Consider the following 16,923-nt stretch of genomic DNA (forward strand, 5'->3'; position numbering starts at 1 on the left):
CGTTTTCGATCCTATAAGGGGTTGATTTTAAACGAGGATGGAACGTCATTATGAATGGTTTTATCCATCGGGACAGAAAGATGGAAAAAAATGAATACAGTGGCATCAAGGTTGTCGGTGCTGAATTTTATAATTGTGATTTTTCACAAGCTGACTTGAGTGAGACGCAATTTGTCGACTGTAAATTTTATGATTATGACACTGAGTTGGGTTGCAATTTCAGAAGTGCATCTTTAGCGAGAGCTGTGTTCACAAAGTGTGATCTTACAATGTGCAGCTTTAATTTTGCAAAGGCGCTAGGCATAGAGATGTCTGGTTGCAAATTGCAAGGTGCCGATTTTTCCAATACAAGTTTTATGAACATGATTACAGACAAGAGCTGGTTCTGCCATGCAACGATTACGGACTGTAACCTCTCATACGCGATTTTTTCGAAGGTGATACTGGAAAAGTGTGAGTTGTGGGGCAACAGATGGGTTGGAACAAATATTAAAGGTGCGAGTTTTAATGGCTCAGATCTGTCAGGTGGGGAGTTTAACTCGTTTGAGTGGGAGCATGCGGACTTTAGAGGTTGCGATCTAAGGAACTCAGAGCTAGGGGTGCTTGATATTAGAAGAGTAAGTCTTGACAGGGCAAAGTTGGATGTTGAGCAAGTTTGCAACTTGGCCAGAGCGCTTGGGGTTGAGGTGGTGTGAGCACTTGAAGGTGTGGTATGTTTCGTCTAATGAAGACCGATGGGAGAGGCCGATTTTTAGGTTCGCTAAAGCGGCGGAATTTGCCAAGTGATTGATATTTTTAAATGCAGGTTTTTCGTCTGTTGATGCACTTCTAAAACAATTCCAGAATTGAGTCTTTTCCTGCCCGGGCAAGAAAATAAACCCCTTATATTTCAATGAGTCGGACGCCAGATGCGAGTCTCGTTTCCCGCTCCAATTATTTTACTATAGACTTCCATTGAAGTATGTAGAAACCAAAAAAAGAGGCTTCGGCCTCTTTCTTTGTTCCAGTAAAGCCTACTCTGATACATCAATGTCCACGGATTTTTAGTGCATTTTTTAGTACATCAATTCGACGCTTGGTAAATCAGTTTTTAGAGGTGCTGGACACTTTGAAAACTGTACAACACTCCTTCCTTCTATGAGTGGAGTTAGTACGATGGTTCTCACCAATACGGCGATCCGGCACGCCAAACCTCGCGCCAAAAACTACACCCTTCCTGATTTTGACGGCCTCGCGCTTTTCGTGAATACGAAGGGCAGCAAAAGCTGGCACTTCCGCTTCTCTTGGGCGGGAAAGCAGGCTCGTATTTCGCTCGGTACTTATCCTGAAATAGGTCTACGCGATGCTCGCGCTCTGCGTGATATCGCCAGGGGGCTGGTCGTGAAGGGTATCGATCCCCGCGATCAGCGACGCCTTGAGCGCAATGCCAGACTGTTAGTTCTGAAAAGCACCTCCTGAACGCTGTTTTAGCATCGGCGTTGCAGATCCTCAGTCCAAGGAGGAGGGACCGCCCGAGGAGTTGGCTTTCGTGGTGCGCTGGGAATTCAAGCAGTGCTGAACTCGGTTATGCCAACTTTTCGCTCCATCGTCGCAGGGCTTGAGCAAGATTGCTTGCTACACATCTGATTGCCAATATCGTGTCCTTGGGCTTCTCGCCTCAACGCCGTGCGCTGAGCGACGGCAAGGCGCGCTCCCTCAAACCTATCTATGCATCCGGATGAATGGAGGCTAGGCCAGGGCTGGGGTTATCAAAGATATGCTAGGATTAGATAGCGCAGATAACTGATGAGGAGATTTCCATGAGCGTTACAGAGCAATCGGGCGTCTCCACCTTGATCGGTACGCCTAAGGAGGCGCGGGCCAGCTTGAGCCGTTCGCATGCGGACCGAGTGCTGGTCGTGTCGTTCGATCAGGTCAACCTCAGCGTATTTGAGGTATTGGCGGAAAACTTCGCCAATGTGGCTTCCTCAATGTATGAGGTGCTGCAGGAGCGTCAGGATCCAAAGTCGCTGGAGCGACTGGCCGAGGTCTTTGTGACGCGTAAGCCGCCGTCGCCTCGCCTGCTCAAGGAAGCGGCAATGCTGGTCCAAGCCCGTAAAGCGGTATTGGAAAGTGGTGACTGGCTGACCGCCGCGGACATCGCCCAGGTGGCACAGTTGAGTACACGAAACCCGAGTGCCCAGCCCAACAAATGGAAAAAACAGGGGCAAATCTTTGCCATCAGTCACGGTGGGGTCGACTATTTCCCTGGTTATGGCTTGGATCCGGATGCGGGCTATCGGCCGTTCAAGGCATTAGCCAAAGTTATTGAGGCTTTCGCTGGCCACAAGGACGGCTGGGGTATGGCTTACTGGTTCCGCTCAGATAACAGCTTTCTGGGCGGCAAAAGGCCTCAGGACCTCTTGGCATCGGCGCGTGATCGGGTGATTGCTGCCGCACAGGATGAAATCCAGGGCGTTGTCCATGGCTAAGCAGCGTACCGAGTCCAGTGAGGGTAGGGCGACGCCTCCCAGGGATTTGGCGGCGTCCGTTACCCCAGTGTCTGCGGCTACGTTGCACGTCACTTTCACCGTGATCGCCAAAGGCGATGTACTTCATCGTGTGCACCAGGATAAGTATCAGCCTGATCAATTCAATCCGGGTGTGCACGGCAACGCAGGCTTCAGCCCGATCCAGGATGATCAGGGGCGGGCGATTCCCACCTTGTATGGAGGCACGACAGTCGATTGCGCCTTGATGGAGACCGTCTTCCACGACGTTCCCCATACGGCTGGGTTTAAGAGCTTCGACAAAGGCAAGCTGACTCGACAGGTGCATTCTGCCGTCCAGGTTAGCCAACCGCTGCACCTGGTTGATCTGTCCAGCGTGCCCCTGCGGAAACTGGGCATCACTCGCAAACAATTGATCGGCACTGAGAAAGATCAATATCCTGCGACGCGCAAATGGGCCGAGGCAATCCACCGTCAGTGTCCAGATGCCCAAGGGCTGTCTTGGGTGTCGCGACAAGACGATTCGGCACGTGCGGTGGTGCTCTTTGGTGACCGGGTTCCTGACGGCGCACTCCATCCGCAGGGGGCGTCACGCAGCTTGACCGGCGACTCGACTGTGTTCGACACGGTGCTCAATCTGGCAGAGCGGATTGGGGTCGTTATCATCGCGGGAAAAAGCTGAGTCAAAATGACCGAACAGTGGCCCCTGGAATCCGCTCTCTGAGGCTGGAATTGCCATTCCCTCAGTCATTAGATCTTGCCGGAAACGGCGAGTTTTTCAATGGGGGTATTAATGGTAATTTCCGTACAAGTTTCACGTAGTGTCTATCGCCAGACTCGTTTCGCGTACATCCCAAGGAAGGGGAGGTGCCTGCCACAGAGCGCAGCAACAACGATGGCTGGTTCCGTGCTGGCCTAGAAATGCGGAGCTCGTTATGGACGTCAACCCGATGTTAAATGATGAACTGGTGAGCCGGCTGGAAGAGAAAATTCCAGCCATGGCGAAAGGCGCGATTAAGGCGGCCTATATCAATACGCTGGCGGCCGGACTCAGTGTGATGGAAGTCAGGGATGGCATGCTCGTTGAAACAACGGCCGATGGCCTGCACACGGTTATTCGGATGGCCAAGCCCAAGCATAAGGTAGCTTCGGGCAGGATTATCAAGGTGCGCCACCTTTCATAGCGAGAGGTTGAGCGCTGTATCTTAACGACGTCGCCGCGGGGGGGGGGCGGGAAAGAGTGTAGGGCGGACGGAGACGCTAACTCTGTATTGTTGATATTTCTTTAGGGGACACGATAGAAACTGCAATGATATGTAAATTAATGCTTTGCAAAGCGAACGCCAGTGCAGAGACGCTCGCTTTACGAGCGTGGTTATTTCCTTGGTTTTGCAACACTCAATGGGTAGACGCCATAACGACCATTTACTGGGTAATAATCACCTTTCGGGTTTTTTGATACAAAGAAAAGATAAGATTTTCCGGCCTCGCAACAGTTGGGTTGGGCTTCAGGGATCGTTCCATTGTATGCGATTTTGATGTTATCCGAGGGGTTGCTTTTTAGCACCTCTATCGGCTGAGTAATGGCTAAGTCGTAGCCAAAATCCTGGTTTTTTTTTGAGTTTTAGTGACAAATCCAATGAATACGAGATCCGATGAAGAAACTTTATCCTCAAGCGACATTTTCTTTAGCTCCAAGCAAAAAGCAGAGCTCGTCATAAAGCTCATTGCTGCAAAGGCTGTACTGACTGATATAATTTTAGATATTCATATTTCACTCCCTGTGGCCAAGATCTTGAGCCCTTAAAGGCTCTTTCTTTATCTCGGCTCTGACTTTGTTCTCATTGGAAACTGCATTGCCTGTGTCGGAGCCAACCATTCTTGGAATCGCATGCCCAACCATCTCGTGCATTAATGCGCCTCCTTGATCTGGGTTTACGCTTCCTCCATCTTGTGCTCCACAACTTGTTATTTCTTTGCCGACAGCGACAAGATGGGCAGATCCGACGCCAAATGAAGTAGTTGCAGCGCCTCCATAATCTGAAATACTAACATCTCTTCCCTCTTGGGCGCTATACAATGAATCAGCAAGCTTAATGTATACGGAGTTCTTGCTCGCGATTGCTTGTTCCAGCCTAGCGCTATAATATTTTGAGCCTCCAGAAGGGTTGTTGTCTCCGGTAACCTCTAGTCGGTTGGAACTATTAAAGCCAAATATTTTGATGTGTGGCTATTAATCATGCTTGCAATGATTTTATTATTTCGGCTATCGGCAGATACCGCTTCTCTACCATCTGATCATGGAGCGGGCGTCTGGATCGGTCAGTGAGGCCTGTTTATCCGGCGATTCGTTGAGCTGGATTTCGATCGCTTTAAGCTCTTTCATTTGCGTCTTCAGCTTGGCAATTTTCTCCTCCAGCCGCACGGTGCTGGGCTCGGAGGCTGTTGGCTCTTGCCGATCGGCGGCATCGAGTGCTGTCAGGTAACGGTTGATGCTCGATTCAATTTCTTCCATTCGCCGCTTCAGTTTGGCGCTGGTGAAATTGCGGTCGCGGTTGTTGACTGCTTTGAATTTACTGCCATCGATGGCGACCAGATGTTCTCCGAACAGTCCCAACTGCTGACAGAGCACAACGAACTGGCGACAGACGCCTCGAATGGCCTTGCTGTTGTCTTTTCGGAAGTTGGCGATGGTCTTGAAATCCGGCATCAAATGCCCGGTCAACCACATCAGCTCGACGTTGCGTTGAGCTTCCCGCTCCAGGCGTCGGCTTGACTGGATGCGGTTGAGATCCGTAGATGTAGATCTTCAACAAGACCGAGGGATTGTAAGCAGGTCGGCCAGTGTCGGCTGGAATGGCACCTTCAAAACCCAGACCCTCTTCGCTGGGCGTGGAGCTCGAAGAGGTTAAGGCTAAACACAAGCGTACCACGTCATGGTTTGCAACGCAGATGGTCAGAGTAGGCCGAGTCGAGTTGACCGTAGTTCATTGCGGGAAGGGGTTCACAACCTCCTTTACGATTCTAATCGCTCATTGGCATTTGGGATCCGGTCGGCCTTCCATCGAACGCTGGCATCGGATCAACCTGAACGCTGCTAGCTAGTAGGGCGGCCCATGCATCACAAGCGAGTTGGTGACGCGCTGCCGCTTCGGCCCAGCGAACGCCCGAAACCTCTCCTGCTGTCACTAGCATCATGAGATGATTCGTTGCTGCATCGACATCCAACAAATGCCTATGCGCTCTGAAGCGGAAATCATCATTGGTGCTCATCGGAGTACTCCACCTAGGATGGGCAGCCATTCCCTTTAGAATCCTGCTTGGAAGTATCGCATACTGCTTTTCATCTGATGAGCCTAATTTTGCCCCCAAATCAAGCAAACGGACGGCCGGAGGATATGGCTTTTTTCGGGATGCAGCTGGCTGAGCCTAGTCCCATCTTCGGTGGGTTCACCGCTGTGTTGCTTCCACCCACTTGCACTCACGGGAGCTCATTCGATGGAAGGTATGGAGCGATTCAGGGAAGAAAGAGTAATTAGCAGCTTGCTTGGCAGAGGTGGCATAAACCCGGTTCTGCCATCTCCTTTCTCTTAATTCATGCGGTAAAAAACAACCCTAACTCGAATGGCACTTACTTAACCTTCTTTGGGTGTCCATTCTTCCTGACCTCGGCCCTTGCTGATCGACGTGTTTTCATCAGCGTGGGGTAAGGCTTGGGCCTTCGTTTTATAGCGCGCGGCTCAATCCTGCCAGGACGTTGACCGACCCGTTTCTGAGCAATCAGCTCAAGCAAATTCAGCAGCCGATCCTTTGCTCTTGAGCCCCATACTGCCTCAACGCCAGGCACAGCTGAAGGCAATGCTTGAAGCTCAGTTCGCGAGGCAGACAGTCGGCTAGCAGAGCTGATTTCGTCATGAGCATCCGTATCAGGTTGTGGGGCAGCAAGTAGACCCACAACTCTTTGACGGCCATGCCCGGTGTCTTGCAGCTCAGTACCTCAAGCCCCAGGGTAGTCTTGAGGTTGCGCGGATCCAATTCCACATGCCATCGGTCCTTGAACAGTGATTTGAGGGCGCTTTTGGCACCTGCTGTGGGCAATTCAAAGTAGTGACCAGGATTTTCCCACCGGCCTTCAACTCACGTACTGTCAGCGTTTCAGGTGCCTCGTCGTAATAGGCCTGACTCATCCAGGACGGCTTTGCCTTGGGCTTTTTCAACTCAACCAAATGATCTTCCGACCCCAAGGGCTTTCCCAACTGAAAGTCCGTGCTACGCCGTCGAGCGCCATATTGTTCGAACACCCCGTCCACGCCTCGATGTTGCAATTCACACAACAAAAAGTAGGTTGCGTAGTAGGCATCGCCCAGCACAATGTCACCTCGTTCCAGAGTATCGAGCATGGTCCTGAGCAGCGTCTGCTCATCACCTCCTTTACCGCGGAAACGTCCCAACGAGGCATCCAAAACAGCACCGCTGGCGAGGCAAACAATTCCCACCACCCGGCAGATGGGAAAGCTCAGTCCGGCTTTCTGCCCACGAGATTGCGGATAGGCCTCTTGGTTGGCCGGCGTATCCGGCAGGGTAACTGTAGTGCCATCCACGAGGCGCACAGGTCGCCCCCTCCAACGCCACGATGACGGAGCCCGGTTGCTCATCGATGACCCGTGGAGCGCAACAAGGTTGAAACCATCTCCACCGGCAGCCGCGCTCTGGCTTTGCAGTAAGCACCGGTATGAATGCTGTTGGGTTTCAACCCTTCGCAGGAGCGTTTGATAGACAAATCATTCACGGCATTCTGGCAGGAGCGATCGGCGCTCATCGCCTGGGACAAAAACAGGGACAGTGTTTCGGTCGGGGCGAATAGCCGCTGGCGATGCTTGGGTATCGACGACTCGACACCCCGCAATAGCTCTGGATCGGTGAGCAGCTTGAAGAAAGCATGAGCATTGCTGTTCGTGGCGTGCTGGCGTATACGGTGCTGTTGATGACGGACGATTTGGCGTCTACGATTCACTCGGGCTGTGTCCTTGCTTGATCGGTGTGTGTTCGCAACTATCACCGTAGACCAAGGCCAGCCTTTTTTCATTTTTTGCAGGCGTATCAGCTAGTTAGCCGTTAAGTAAGCGCCACTTAACCCTAACTCTAATTTCCTTGTAGTCCAAGCGAATGGGGGGCGGGGGTTATATTAGTTGCTACTTATAGAGATCAGCCTGAGTAACGGTAGATAGAGCAGCCGTGCTCATGTTTTTGGCTGTCGCTCGCGGGTATTGCCACTAATGTTGCTTCGATTTACTTTAACCCGGACGGTTTTGCAGCGCTTTGGCCATCGGGACTTGGCGCAGTCGGGCTGCTTGCTTGGTATATCTGGGGAATGTTCGTACCCAAACAATGCGTTAGTTTTGGTAAGCATGCAGTTCGCTGCATGAGTATCAATCGATACGGTGATAGGCGTAAGTACTGAGCAACGTAGTGTGACTAACCTAAGCGCTCGTCAGTCAGAGTGGGCCCGGGTAACTGTCAGTGATATGGAAAAACGTTCAGCTTTTCAGTGTGTAGTATGCAAGCATGACTGGGTGGAAGTAGATCAATACAAGAAGGAAGGAGGTTGTTTTCTAATAGATGCAGGGCGAAAAGACTAAAAAGGTCGAATTGAGCTTAAGTAAATTTTACCTGATAATTCTATAGAGTTAAGTGTGATTGTCGGTGCTTCATTGGTTACGTGCTTATTCGAGCTTCGCAGTTATAGGGGGGGAGGTTCGCTGGATTGGTTTTTTATGCTTTCAGCAAGCGTCGTCCATTACATTATAAATTGACACTTAGGCTGTTTCAGGTGGTCGGAACTTAGTGTTGTCGGCCAGCTTGGCATTCATCACTTAGGCCGCCATCTAATTTTTGGCCCCTAGTTTTGCCAGCTCTTGCTTACTGTCCGGCATTTTCTCCGATATTCCATAAAGCGCCACGGACGTTGTTGGCAGCGTCTACAAGCCCTTGCTTTTCCGCTTGTAACGTGAGCTCCATAATGGCGGACTTTAGCCCGAGCTGATTCTCGTACATTCGTTCCAGCAAGCCTGATAGGGAATATTCATTGGGCATCGGCGTTAGCTCCAATTGGGAGAAACTGAGCATAGCAGCTCCGCCGAAGGTGAGCGGGGCGCAGCTACCGACGCATTTCTGATGATATTGAAGAAGCGGATCGCAACGAACTAGGGCGGTGAGCCGAGCGTCCCTGGTTTCGTTGGGGTAGCCGAACAAAAAAAGCGGACGCATAGCGCTGGTCCGTCTAGCATTAAGTGACGAGCCGCACACCACCCAGCATAATGCTACGGAAGTCGAATCGACTTGTTTCACTGCGTAGTGATATCATTTGGCCTTCAGTTGGCAGGGTTAGGCTCAGCTAGCGTTCATATGATCACAGCTCGTGCGTCGCTAGCGAACGCCAACCGCGCCACACTTGGAGAGGGAATTGTTAAGACATCGCGTTGCGACGACTAAGGCAGCTTTGATCGCTGTATCGGCTCTGCTGGTTACAGTGGTTCCTATGTGGGTGGCTCTTGATACATGGCTTGATCACGAGCTAGCCATGGTGGAACAAGCGGCTGGCAACGATGCCTCGAATTTAACAATAGCATTTGAAGAGCACGTTCAGAGCGTGGTTCGTTATGCTGACGCTTTGCTCCTAGATATACGTGAAGACGTCCTAGAGGATCCTGAAGGGCTAGATGAGGTAGTTAAGGAGGAGCTGGAAGTCTATGGGGACATGTTTGCGCAGGTCGCAATAATAAGAGCGGATGGACAACTGGTATACTCCTCGTTGGGTCCCATATCTGAAAAAATAAATCTAAGCTCCCGTGAGCATTTTCAGGTGCACCGGAATAACCCTTCTCAAGACAAGCTTTTTATTAGTAAGCCGGTGCTTGGCAAGATTTCTGGTGTTTGGTCTATACAATTCACCAGACCAATACTGTCTCTGAATGGATTCGCCGGGGTTATCGTTCTGTCAATTCCCATAAAATTCTTCACGGATTTTTATGAGAAAATAAACATCGGTCAGAATGGTCTTATAGCACTGGTCGGATTGGATAGAGTACCTCGGGCTGCTGCTTCGAAGAATCTTTTGAATGTAAAATTGGAAGGGTTAGTTCTTCCAAAGGATAAGCTATATTTTTACGGCTCGAATCCTAGGGAGGGGGTCATCCGGGAGGCGAGCGCATTTACTGCTATGGATAGTTTGGTTGCGTATCGCAGGTTGAAACAAACAGAGTTGATTGTAATGGTTGAACTTTCGCCAGCAGATTACCTCGCTCCCTATGCTGAGCGCAGGGATTTTTTAGTTTACAGTGCGGGGATAAGTTCAGCGCTTCTGGTTGCCTTTGTTGTGTTTGTTTTTTTTGCCACCAAACAGCATTTAGGAAATGCCGCTGCCCTTAAGCAAGCGCATCAGGCTCTCCAGCATCTCGTTAGCGTCGATCTTTTAACAGGGGCAAGGAGCAGGGGAGATTTTTACGAGGCGCTTACCGTAGAATTCAACCGTGCAAAACGACACAATACAGAGCTCAGTTTAATAGGGTTTGACCTTGATCATTTCAAGAAAGTGAACGACACATACGGCCATCCGGTTGGTGATGTCGTGCTGAAACAAATAGCGCGTGTTTGTAGTAACATGCTCCGGGGACACGACGTGTTTGGTCGTCTCGGTGGCGAGGAGTTTGGTGTCATATTGCCCCATACGGATAGTAAAGAGGCCCTCAACGTGGCCGAGAAATTACGTTTAGCTGTAGAGAACACCAGTATCGGTACGGAACGTGGGACGATCCAGGTCACGATAAGTTTAGGTGTTAGTTCTGCTCTGCCTAGTGGAGATAGTCCTGGTCAACTCGTCGTGCGGGCGGATGATGCTCTCTATAGCGCTAAGCGCGCCGGGCGGAACACGGTGGCCGCTGCCCCTGTCAATCCGCTAAATAAAAATATTGCTTGAGAGATTAATAAGGGGGCGCACAGCAGTGAGTAGAGAGTTCATACTCTAGGTCTCCTGTAGGAATTGCGTTGGGTCTGAGATCATCTGGGTAAACGCCTTTTAAAAATAATGCGACCCCGGCCCTTGGTTGCGTTCAGCTTCCGTTTTTTCCTCGACCATTCTGCTAACGCTCTTGAATGCTGTCGTCAGGTCCAGTGTTTTGTCAGCATCCGTGGTGCTGGCCTCTTTACCTATCGGCTAAGCAACAATCGCCGCATCGTCGATTACCTTCGGTGTGCCCAACTGCTTGTCCTGCGCTCTGGCTCGCTCAACCTATGCCATCGTACGGGCTCGACGTTGGCCCGCTCCAATCTTTGCTGCAGCTGCAAGGCACGGTTAGCAGCGCCTTGCCTACTAATTACCCGGTTTAAATCTCCGCTAGGCATTTCAGTGGCGCACGTAGTTTAGGCTGCTCTTCCGTCTCCTAGTAGCCGACGCCAAGGGAAACGGAGGTGGTATTTTCTCCTTACGGCTCCGATTGCCGCTGGCTTGATTGTTAAGATCGGCCTATATGGGAATGCCATCCGTTCGATTTGGAAAAACTTACACTAAGTAGGTTGCGGCCCCCTGAATCTAGGCTCTTGAATTTACCAAGGCGCTCATTTTAGTTGGTTTGCAAATCGTTCTACTGCACTGACGACTTGCTTCGCTCCCTCTTGAATTTGCACAATCACTGAGCCAGCTTGGTTGGCAAGCGCTAAGCCCTGCTCTGCTTGTTGCTTGCCACCGGCCATATCCTGCACGGCTTTATTTACTAAATCTTGATTTCTGCTCACAACGCCAACAATTTCCTCCGTAGCAGCACTGGTGCGCCCCGCCAACTGCCGTACCTCATCCGCGACCACCGCAAAGCCACGTCCTTGCTCACCGGCCCTGGCTGCTTCAATTGCTGCATTCAGCGCTAGAAGATTGGTTTGTTGAGCGATGCTGCCTATTGTCTGCACCATTGAGCTGATCAGATGCGATTGCTTACCCAAGTCCTCAATGCTCAGGGATGCGGACTGCATCTCCACCGATATACGGCGCATAATATCAACCGTTTCCCGGACAACCGACGCGCCTTCTTGAGCGGTAGAATCCGTGTTTTGAGAGACTTCGTAAGCGATACTTGCCGCTTCGTTCACTTCGGACTCTCTATCTACTTGTTCCGTGATGACAGTGGCAAACTTAACGAATTTATATAACTTGTTTTGCTCATCATAAACTGGGTTGTAGGAAGCTTCGAGCCATATTGTGCGCCCGTGTCTATCAACCCGCTTAAATCGTCCGGCGACAAACTCGCCCTTATTGAGAGTCTCCCAAAATGCGGCGTAGGCCGGTGACGACGCTTCATCGTGCCCGCAGAATATTCGGTGATGTTTACCTTTAATCTGATCTAGGGTGTAACCCACTGCTCGAAGAAAGGACTCATTCGCCGTGAGGATTATGCCGTTGGGGTCAAATTCAATTATTGCGGTAGATCGCGAAAGCGCCTTTATAAAGGCTTCGTTCTCTCGGGCGAGGTTCATTGAATCTGTTATATCTCTACCGAAAAATTTGATGCTTATTAACTTGCCGGCATCATTTTTTACCGGTTGCCATAATCCCCATAACCATACCAAGCTTCCGTCGGCGTGCAGGTAACGATAATTATCGCTGACCGAGTGCCCCTTGTCCACCGCCTCACGTAAATTTCGGTAGCAAGGTAAGTTCACAACATAACCGGGGACAATCTCTCTTAAAGGGCGTTTGATAGAGGAGCTTTCATACCCCACTGCCTTTAGAAATTTTGAATTTGCGTCCACGATGTTAAAATTTTCATCAAGTGTGAGAGTTAATGTCTCTTCAGTCAAACCGGTGAGTAGCTGTTGAAGTACTGCTAGATGTTGCTTTGCTTCTTGCAATTCTTGCTTTAGATGATTGTTAAACATTTCAGGCTCCTGAGGATTCGCCGGTCGTTTCCAAGGTATCGGCCTCTGCGACGCTAGCTTGACTGAGGCTAGCCGTGGGGGGACAAATACAAGGGAGACTGAGGAAATTTTCCGATGAGTGGATAGACGGCTACCAATAACGTCTGTCCCGGGTGTGACAGGCAATACTCAACGAGGCTGAGCCAGTGGGTTTGGTCGCCTTTGACTGAACAATTTCTCAGAGAGTCCAGGCATCCGCTTGTGCTCAGAGGTCAAAGGCTGGCCTGAGCGTTTAATCCCCGGCCCGTTCTATCCTGTATTTGCGATTAATTTCTATTCAAACTCAGCGAGGCGGTAGAAATATCAAGGTGCTTCGATGCGACAGTCCGGTTTTTGCGATTGGCAGCCGAACGCAAGAATCACTGAAATTGACGGTCGGAACTTTAATGCAGAGGTTTGTGGGTTTCTGGAATGGCCACACAATCCGAATGATCCTTCGCTTTTGTTTCGGTTAGCAAGCCATTAAGCCTTTTGAAGATTACGCGAGCATCTTAATCGTGCCCCACAGGCGGAGCGATTCGATCAGGCCTTCATACTTTAGCCAATTCAAATGCTAATGGGCGAGTTTCTGGCTATGCGGATTTCGTTGGCAGCAACACGGCCTATCGCACACGGTATGGAATTGAAGACGTGCAATATTAGAAGGTGACGATAGTATATGGCGACGTCGAAGCCGCGTCGTGCCCGTACAGTTGTAGCTGGGCTCTGCCACCAGTAATACTGGCGGCCCCAGGAGCGTACAGCGCTTATTAACTCAGAGACTCCCTTATGTTGCATTGCGCATCGGCCAGTCTTCATGGAAGGGCAGGACAAGACGTTTGTCGGCGACGTACACGAAGCGGTAATGCTTGCAAAGCTTTGCCCAACCCTTCGGGGGAACCAATGAAATTTGTCGATATCAGCATGCCGGTACAGGATAAAGCCGGACGCTTTATCGGCGTACTGGCCACCCACCTTTCCTGGCAATGGCCCGCAGAAATAGGCCGAACCATGTTCGAGCCTCTGAAAAATAGCCTTCCGGGTTTAGAGTTTCTGGTTGTTAGCAAAGACGGGACTGTCCTGCTCGGCCCCAAGCACCTGATTGGCAAGCCAAGTGAGGCCGGCACAACTCATAACAGTGAGATCCGATGGTCGGTGAATCAATGGCAGGATGGAAAAACCTATGTGGTGGGATCGGCTGAAAGCAAAGGACTTGATGGTTACCCTGGTTTGGGCTGGACCGTTGTAACGCGTCAGCCGGCAGAAGTCGCCTTTGCTGAGGCAAACGGACTCCGCGCAGAAATACTGCTTTGGGGAGCATGTTGTCCATCGCTTTTGCTGTGATTGGATGGTTTGTGGCTGGTGTCATCACGGGACCGCTAAACCGAATAGCTGAGGCTGCTACGCTTCTCTCCGAAGGGGCCGATGTAGACATTCCGCTGGTGAAGGGGAGTATTGAAGTAGAAAAGCTGAGCATGGTCATTCGACACTTGGTTGAAAGCCTGACGCAAAAGAAGGGGCAATTGGCGCTCATCAAAGGGGTAGCCTATCGTGATACGGTGACAGGTTTGCCTAATCGCGCCGCGTTGGAAAACTACGTCAAGAATATAGAAAGTGAGCCTGGTCAGCGTCCTGCTTTTGGCGTGTTATGCCTGGATCTGGATGGTTTCAAACCAGTGAACGATCGTTTTGGACATGCCGTTGGGGATGCGCTGCTTCATGCTGTTGGGCTACGGCTCTTAGCAACGGTGCGCGATGGCGACATTGCGGTACGCCACGGCGGTGACGAGTTCGTGCTGCTGCTGCGGTTGAGGGCGGGCGAATCACTGGCAAACGTGCAGAGCGCAGCTCAACGCATCATTACAAAGCTCGCGGAACCGGTCCCGCTAGCAGGCGAGGTGATCAGGGTAGGCTGTGTAGCATCGGGGGAGCGCTGTGGACCGAGGGCGACTTCGCTGACGCATTGGGTAAGGCCGATGAAGCGTTCTATGGAGCTAAGCGAGCTGGCAAATCCCAAGCGCAGTTTCATGAGTCCGCAGGATATAAAAATGCCTTAGCCAGCGAGACTGAGCTGTAAAGGTCTAAGATAACTTCGCGTTCGACGATGATTCCAAAATACCGTGGCATCGTGAGCCAGATTTTAATGTGCATCTATCTGCCAGGCTTAATCCACAGCGTTCAGCAGTTAATCGTCCAAATCAATGTCTTGTGATAGGAGCTTCCCTACAATGACGACATTCAGTCAGCGTAGGTTCGCGATTAGCTCCCGTAGAACGGCGCTGTGTGAATTAAGCTCCTCTCTCGCAAGCTCGTATTCGTCCACCGCCTTGCTGCGCCCGTTGCATTTGCTGCGCTCCGCCAGCTGGTCCAGCAGCGTTTGCTTTTCATGCAGCGCTCGTATGGCCACCCAAAGAGCATCTTCCATTGTCTTGTTCTGGGATTGGAACAGCGCTGCAGCGGTGTAGCTATGACCGGTATGGCAACGATACCGCGGTGGCGAAGCCCCTATCTCCCATAGTGCGCCCCCGCATTCGGGGCAAGACATTCCTGATGCGGCGCCTACCTGAGATACAGCGTTTGGGGCTCCCGCGCTCAAATCGAAGGTGAGCTCATTCTCGGTGGCGAATGGCTCAATGCGAGAATGCATAGATAGTGCTGTGCCCACCGCAGCACGCTCTTGGACTGTCTGAACGATTATCTTCCCTAGTTCCGCTACGGATCGGCAGGCATCAACTTCTACATGGCGAAGTGCGCTCTCTGGCATAGAGGGCGCCTCGGCAGTGGCCGGGTCCTGTACCAATGCTAACCCCCCATACACCTTCACCGCTTGCAATCCAACGATCCCGTCATCCATTTCGCCAGTGAGAATGACGCCAATTACCATGTTTCGGTGGCTGATGGCTGCGGAGCGAAACATGGGGTCAATTGCCGGTCGGGCATGATTTTCCTTGGCGCTTCGAACAACCTGGATGACGTCGTTTTCAATTAGAAGATGACGATCAGGCGGCGCGACGTAGATGCGCCCATTTTTGATCTTTTCGTGAGGCTCCGCGAAGCCGATCCCTAGAGAGGTGTCTTTGGCAAGGATATGCGGTAACGAACTGGCGTTTCCCCCGATGTGCATGGTAATGAAAACTGACGCGTTGAGATCATTTGGGAAATGACCTAGGAGTTCCCGAAGTGCTTGAAGCCCGCCAGTGGAAGCGCCTATGACAATAATCTGGTGCGCGGGTGTGTATGGCTGCATTGATTACCCAACATATCGATAGGCCATGTGGTCGGCCGGTTTCAAATTTAGGTTGCACGTCTTTAGAACCTCAACCGGAGCTAAAAGTTAGCCGACGGCGGCAGCAGGAGGCCGAGCGGAGCAGTTTTATGCTTTTTGCGGAGGCTTTTTCCTTCCGTCGGGATACTAAGCGCGTTTCCGGCGCCCTTTGCTTAATCTCTGCATCGCATTGATCATACCTAGGGAAGCCATGCATTTATTCCTCGCAACCTGTGAGAGGTCAAACCACCGCCCAGCAGCCCCAACGCAGCGCCATCGGCGGCCCAGCCACCACCTTCGATGGCCCCGAGACTTCGTGAGTGAAACGGCGACCATTGCACATAAAACTCACCTCCAAAACATCCGGCTTCGGCTTGGTCATTGCTGCCGTCGGCGTGGTCTACGGCGATATCGGTACCAGTGCTCTCTATAGTAAGCGTCTGGGCAACACACCTTCCTGACCCCGACGCCAAAGGCGATGGTGTCCACCTAATTAAGTGGACACCATTTCTAGCCTTTTAAGCGGGTCTTTCCATGCAGCCACAACGCCGATCCTATTCCAAATCCTTCAAGGCCCAGGTAGTCCAAGAGTGCGCTCAGCCCGGCGCGTCGATTGCCAGCGTCGCGCAGCACCACAGTCTTAACGCGAACCTCGTTCATAAATGGATTCGGGTACAAACGAACAAAGCCATGGAGCTGCAACCTGCTTTCATTCCGCTACCTTTGCAGCTTGCCGGAGGGCATTCCCAGGCTCCGTCATCGAGCATCTGCGTTGAAATCCAGCACTCGCGTGGCACCGTCAAAGTGAACTGGCCGACCGAAAGCGCTGCCGTCTGTGCGTCCTTTCTGCGAGACCTGTTGCGGTGATTCGAATCGATGCGATCTGGCTCGCCACCGAACCGATGGATATGCGCGCCGGCACAGAAACGGCGTTAGCCCGGGTCATTGCTGTGTTCGGTGCGGCGAAGCCGCACTGCGCTTATCTGTTCGCCAATCGCCGCGCCAATCGGATGAAAGTTCTGGTGCATGACGGCGTGGGTATCTGGCTTGCGGCGCGAAGGCTGAATCAGGGCAGGTTTCACTGGCCAGGTACTCGGTACGGCTCGGAAGTCGAACTCGACAGCGAGCAACTTCAGGCCTTGGTGTTAGGGGTGCCTTGGCAACGAGTTGGCGCGGGCGGCGCGATCACAGTGCTTTAGCACCTGCCATTAGCCCATCGGTTTATCG

Annotated in this window: 12 protein-coding genes and 5 pseudogenes; 10 read left to right on the forward strand and 7 right to left on the reverse strand. The window is 51.6% G+C overall.

What is annotated here, in order from left to right:
• The first annotated feature begins 50 nt into the window (after window positions 1-50).
• From M1D99_RS12385 to M1D99_RS12405, 5 genes and pseudogenes are all read left to right on the forward strand, one after another.
• A complete protein-coding gene (locus M1D99_RS12385) occupies window positions 51-695 on the forward strand; it encodes a Qnr family pentapeptide repeat protein (RefSeq protein ID WP_434603978.1) in 645 nt (214 codons plus the stop codon).
• Window positions 696-1,155: 460 nt separating this feature from the next.
• A pseudogene (locus M1D99_RS12390) lies at window positions 1,156-1,422 on the forward strand (Arm DNA-binding domain-containing protein); the annotation flags it as partial.
• A gap of 377 nt (window positions 1,423-1,799) precedes the next feature.
• On the forward strand, window positions 1,800-2,471 hold the full coding sequence (locus M1D99_RS12395) for a hypothetical protein (RefSeq protein ID WP_458131939.1): 672 nt from the start codon (window positions 1,800-1,802) through the stop codon (window positions 2,469-2,471).
• Window positions 2,464-3,171: an RES family NAD+ phosphorylase gene (locus tag M1D99_RS12400; RefSeq protein ID WP_458131940.1), complete on the forward strand. Its 708-nt coding sequence runs from the start codon at window positions 2,464-2,466 to the stop codon at window positions 3,169-3,171. The genes M1D99_RS12395 and M1D99_RS12400 overlap by 8 nt, the downstream gene beginning before the upstream one ends.
• A gap of 253 nt (window positions 3,172-3,424) precedes the next feature.
• Complete coding sequence (locus M1D99_RS12405) at window positions 3,425-3,673, forward strand: hypothetical protein (RefSeq protein WP_434604256.1); 249 nt, start codon at window positions 3,425-3,427, stop codon at window positions 3,671-3,673.
• A 1,112-nt stretch (window positions 3,674-4,785) separates the two neighbouring features.
• Here M1D99_RS12405 and M1D99_RS12410 read toward each other — a convergent pair.
• The 4 genes and pseudogenes from M1D99_RS12410 to M1D99_RS12425 all read right to left on the reverse strand — a co-directional run.
• Window positions 4,786-5,365, reverse strand: a pseudogene (locus M1D99_RS12410) (transposase); the annotation flags it as partial.
• Between the two features lie 148 nt (window positions 5,366-5,513).
• Complete coding sequence (locus M1D99_RS12415; RefSeq protein ID WP_434604261.1) at window positions 5,514-5,762, reverse strand: hypothetical protein; 249 nt, start codon at window positions 5,760-5,762, stop codon at window positions 5,514-5,516.
• Window positions 5,763-6,120: 358 nt separating this feature from the next.
• Window positions 6,121-7,503, reverse strand: a pseudogene (locus tag M1D99_RS12420) (IS4 family transposase).
• Window positions 7,504-8,374: 871 nt separating this feature from the next.
• Window positions 8,375-8,582: pseudogene (locus M1D99_RS12425) on the reverse strand (hypothetical protein).
• A gap of 487 nt (window positions 8,583-9,069) precedes the next feature.
• Between M1D99_RS12425 and M1D99_RS12430 the strand changes: the two are divergent.
• The gene (locus tag M1D99_RS12430) at window positions 9,070-10,464 is read left to right on the forward strand and encodes a sensor domain-containing diguanylate cyclase (RefSeq protein ID WP_458131941.1); all 1,395 of its coding nucleotides are present in this window, start codon (window positions 9,070-9,072) and stop codon (window positions 10,462-10,464) included.
• Window positions 10,465-11,102: 638 nt separating this feature from the next.
• Here the strand turns inward: M1D99_RS12430 and M1D99_RS12435 are convergent.
• Both M1D99_RS12435 and M1D99_RS12440 read right to left on the reverse strand, forming a co-directional pair.
• Entirely contained in the window at window positions 11,103-11,627 is a 525-nt protein-coding gene (locus tag M1D99_RS12435) for a methyl-accepting chemotaxis protein (RefSeq protein ID WP_434605086.1), read from the reverse strand.
• Between the two features lie 15 nt (window positions 11,628-11,642).
• Window positions 11,643-12,413 (reverse strand): annotated as a pseudogene (locus tag M1D99_RS12440) (PAS domain-containing protein); the annotation flags it as partial.
• A gap of 921 nt (window positions 12,414-13,334) precedes the next feature.
• Here M1D99_RS12440 and M1D99_RS12445 point away from each other — a divergent pair.
• Together M1D99_RS12445 and M1D99_RS12450 are read left to right on the forward strand one after the other, a co-directional pair.
• Window positions 13,335-13,775, forward strand: a complete 441-nt coding sequence (locus M1D99_RS12445; RefSeq protein WP_458131942.1) for a hypothetical protein — start codon at window positions 13,335-13,337, stop codon at window positions 13,773-13,775.
• Window positions 13,751-14,488, forward strand: a complete 738-nt coding sequence (locus M1D99_RS12450; RefSeq protein ID WP_458131943.1) for a GGDEF domain-containing protein — start codon at window positions 13,751-13,753, stop codon at window positions 14,486-14,488. Before M1D99_RS12445 ends, M1D99_RS12450 begins: the two co-directional genes overlap by 25 nt.
• 185 nt (window positions 14,489-14,673) lie before the next feature.
• On the opposite strand, the gene M1D99_RS12455 is transcribed toward M1D99_RS12450, so the two are convergent.
• The gene (locus tag M1D99_RS12455) at window positions 14,674-15,678 is read right to left on the reverse strand and encodes a chemotaxis protein CheB (protein WP_434559415.1); all 1,005 of its coding nucleotides are present in this window, start codon (window positions 15,676-15,678) and stop codon (window positions 14,674-14,676) included.
• Between the two features lie 552 nt (window positions 15,679-16,230).
• Between M1D99_RS12455 and tnpA the strand changes: the two genes are divergently transcribed.
• Window positions 16,231-16,563 (forward strand): IS66-like element accessory protein TnpA, encoded by a 333-nt coding sequence (tnpA, locus tag M1D99_RS12460; protein WP_371057453.1) that lies wholly within the window; start codon window positions 16,231-16,233, stop codon window positions 16,561-16,563.
• The gene (tnpB, locus tag M1D99_RS12465; RefSeq protein WP_458131944.1) at window positions 16,560-16,895 is read left to right on the forward strand and encodes an IS66 family insertion sequence element accessory protein TnpB; all 336 of its coding nucleotides are present in this window, start codon (window positions 16,560-16,562) and stop codon (window positions 16,893-16,895) included. Before tnpA ends, tnpB begins: the two co-directional genes overlap by 4 nt.
• The last annotated feature ends 28 nt before the right edge of the window (window positions 16,896-16,923 follow it).

Source organism: Pseudomonas sp. R3-41, assembly GCF_054161485.1.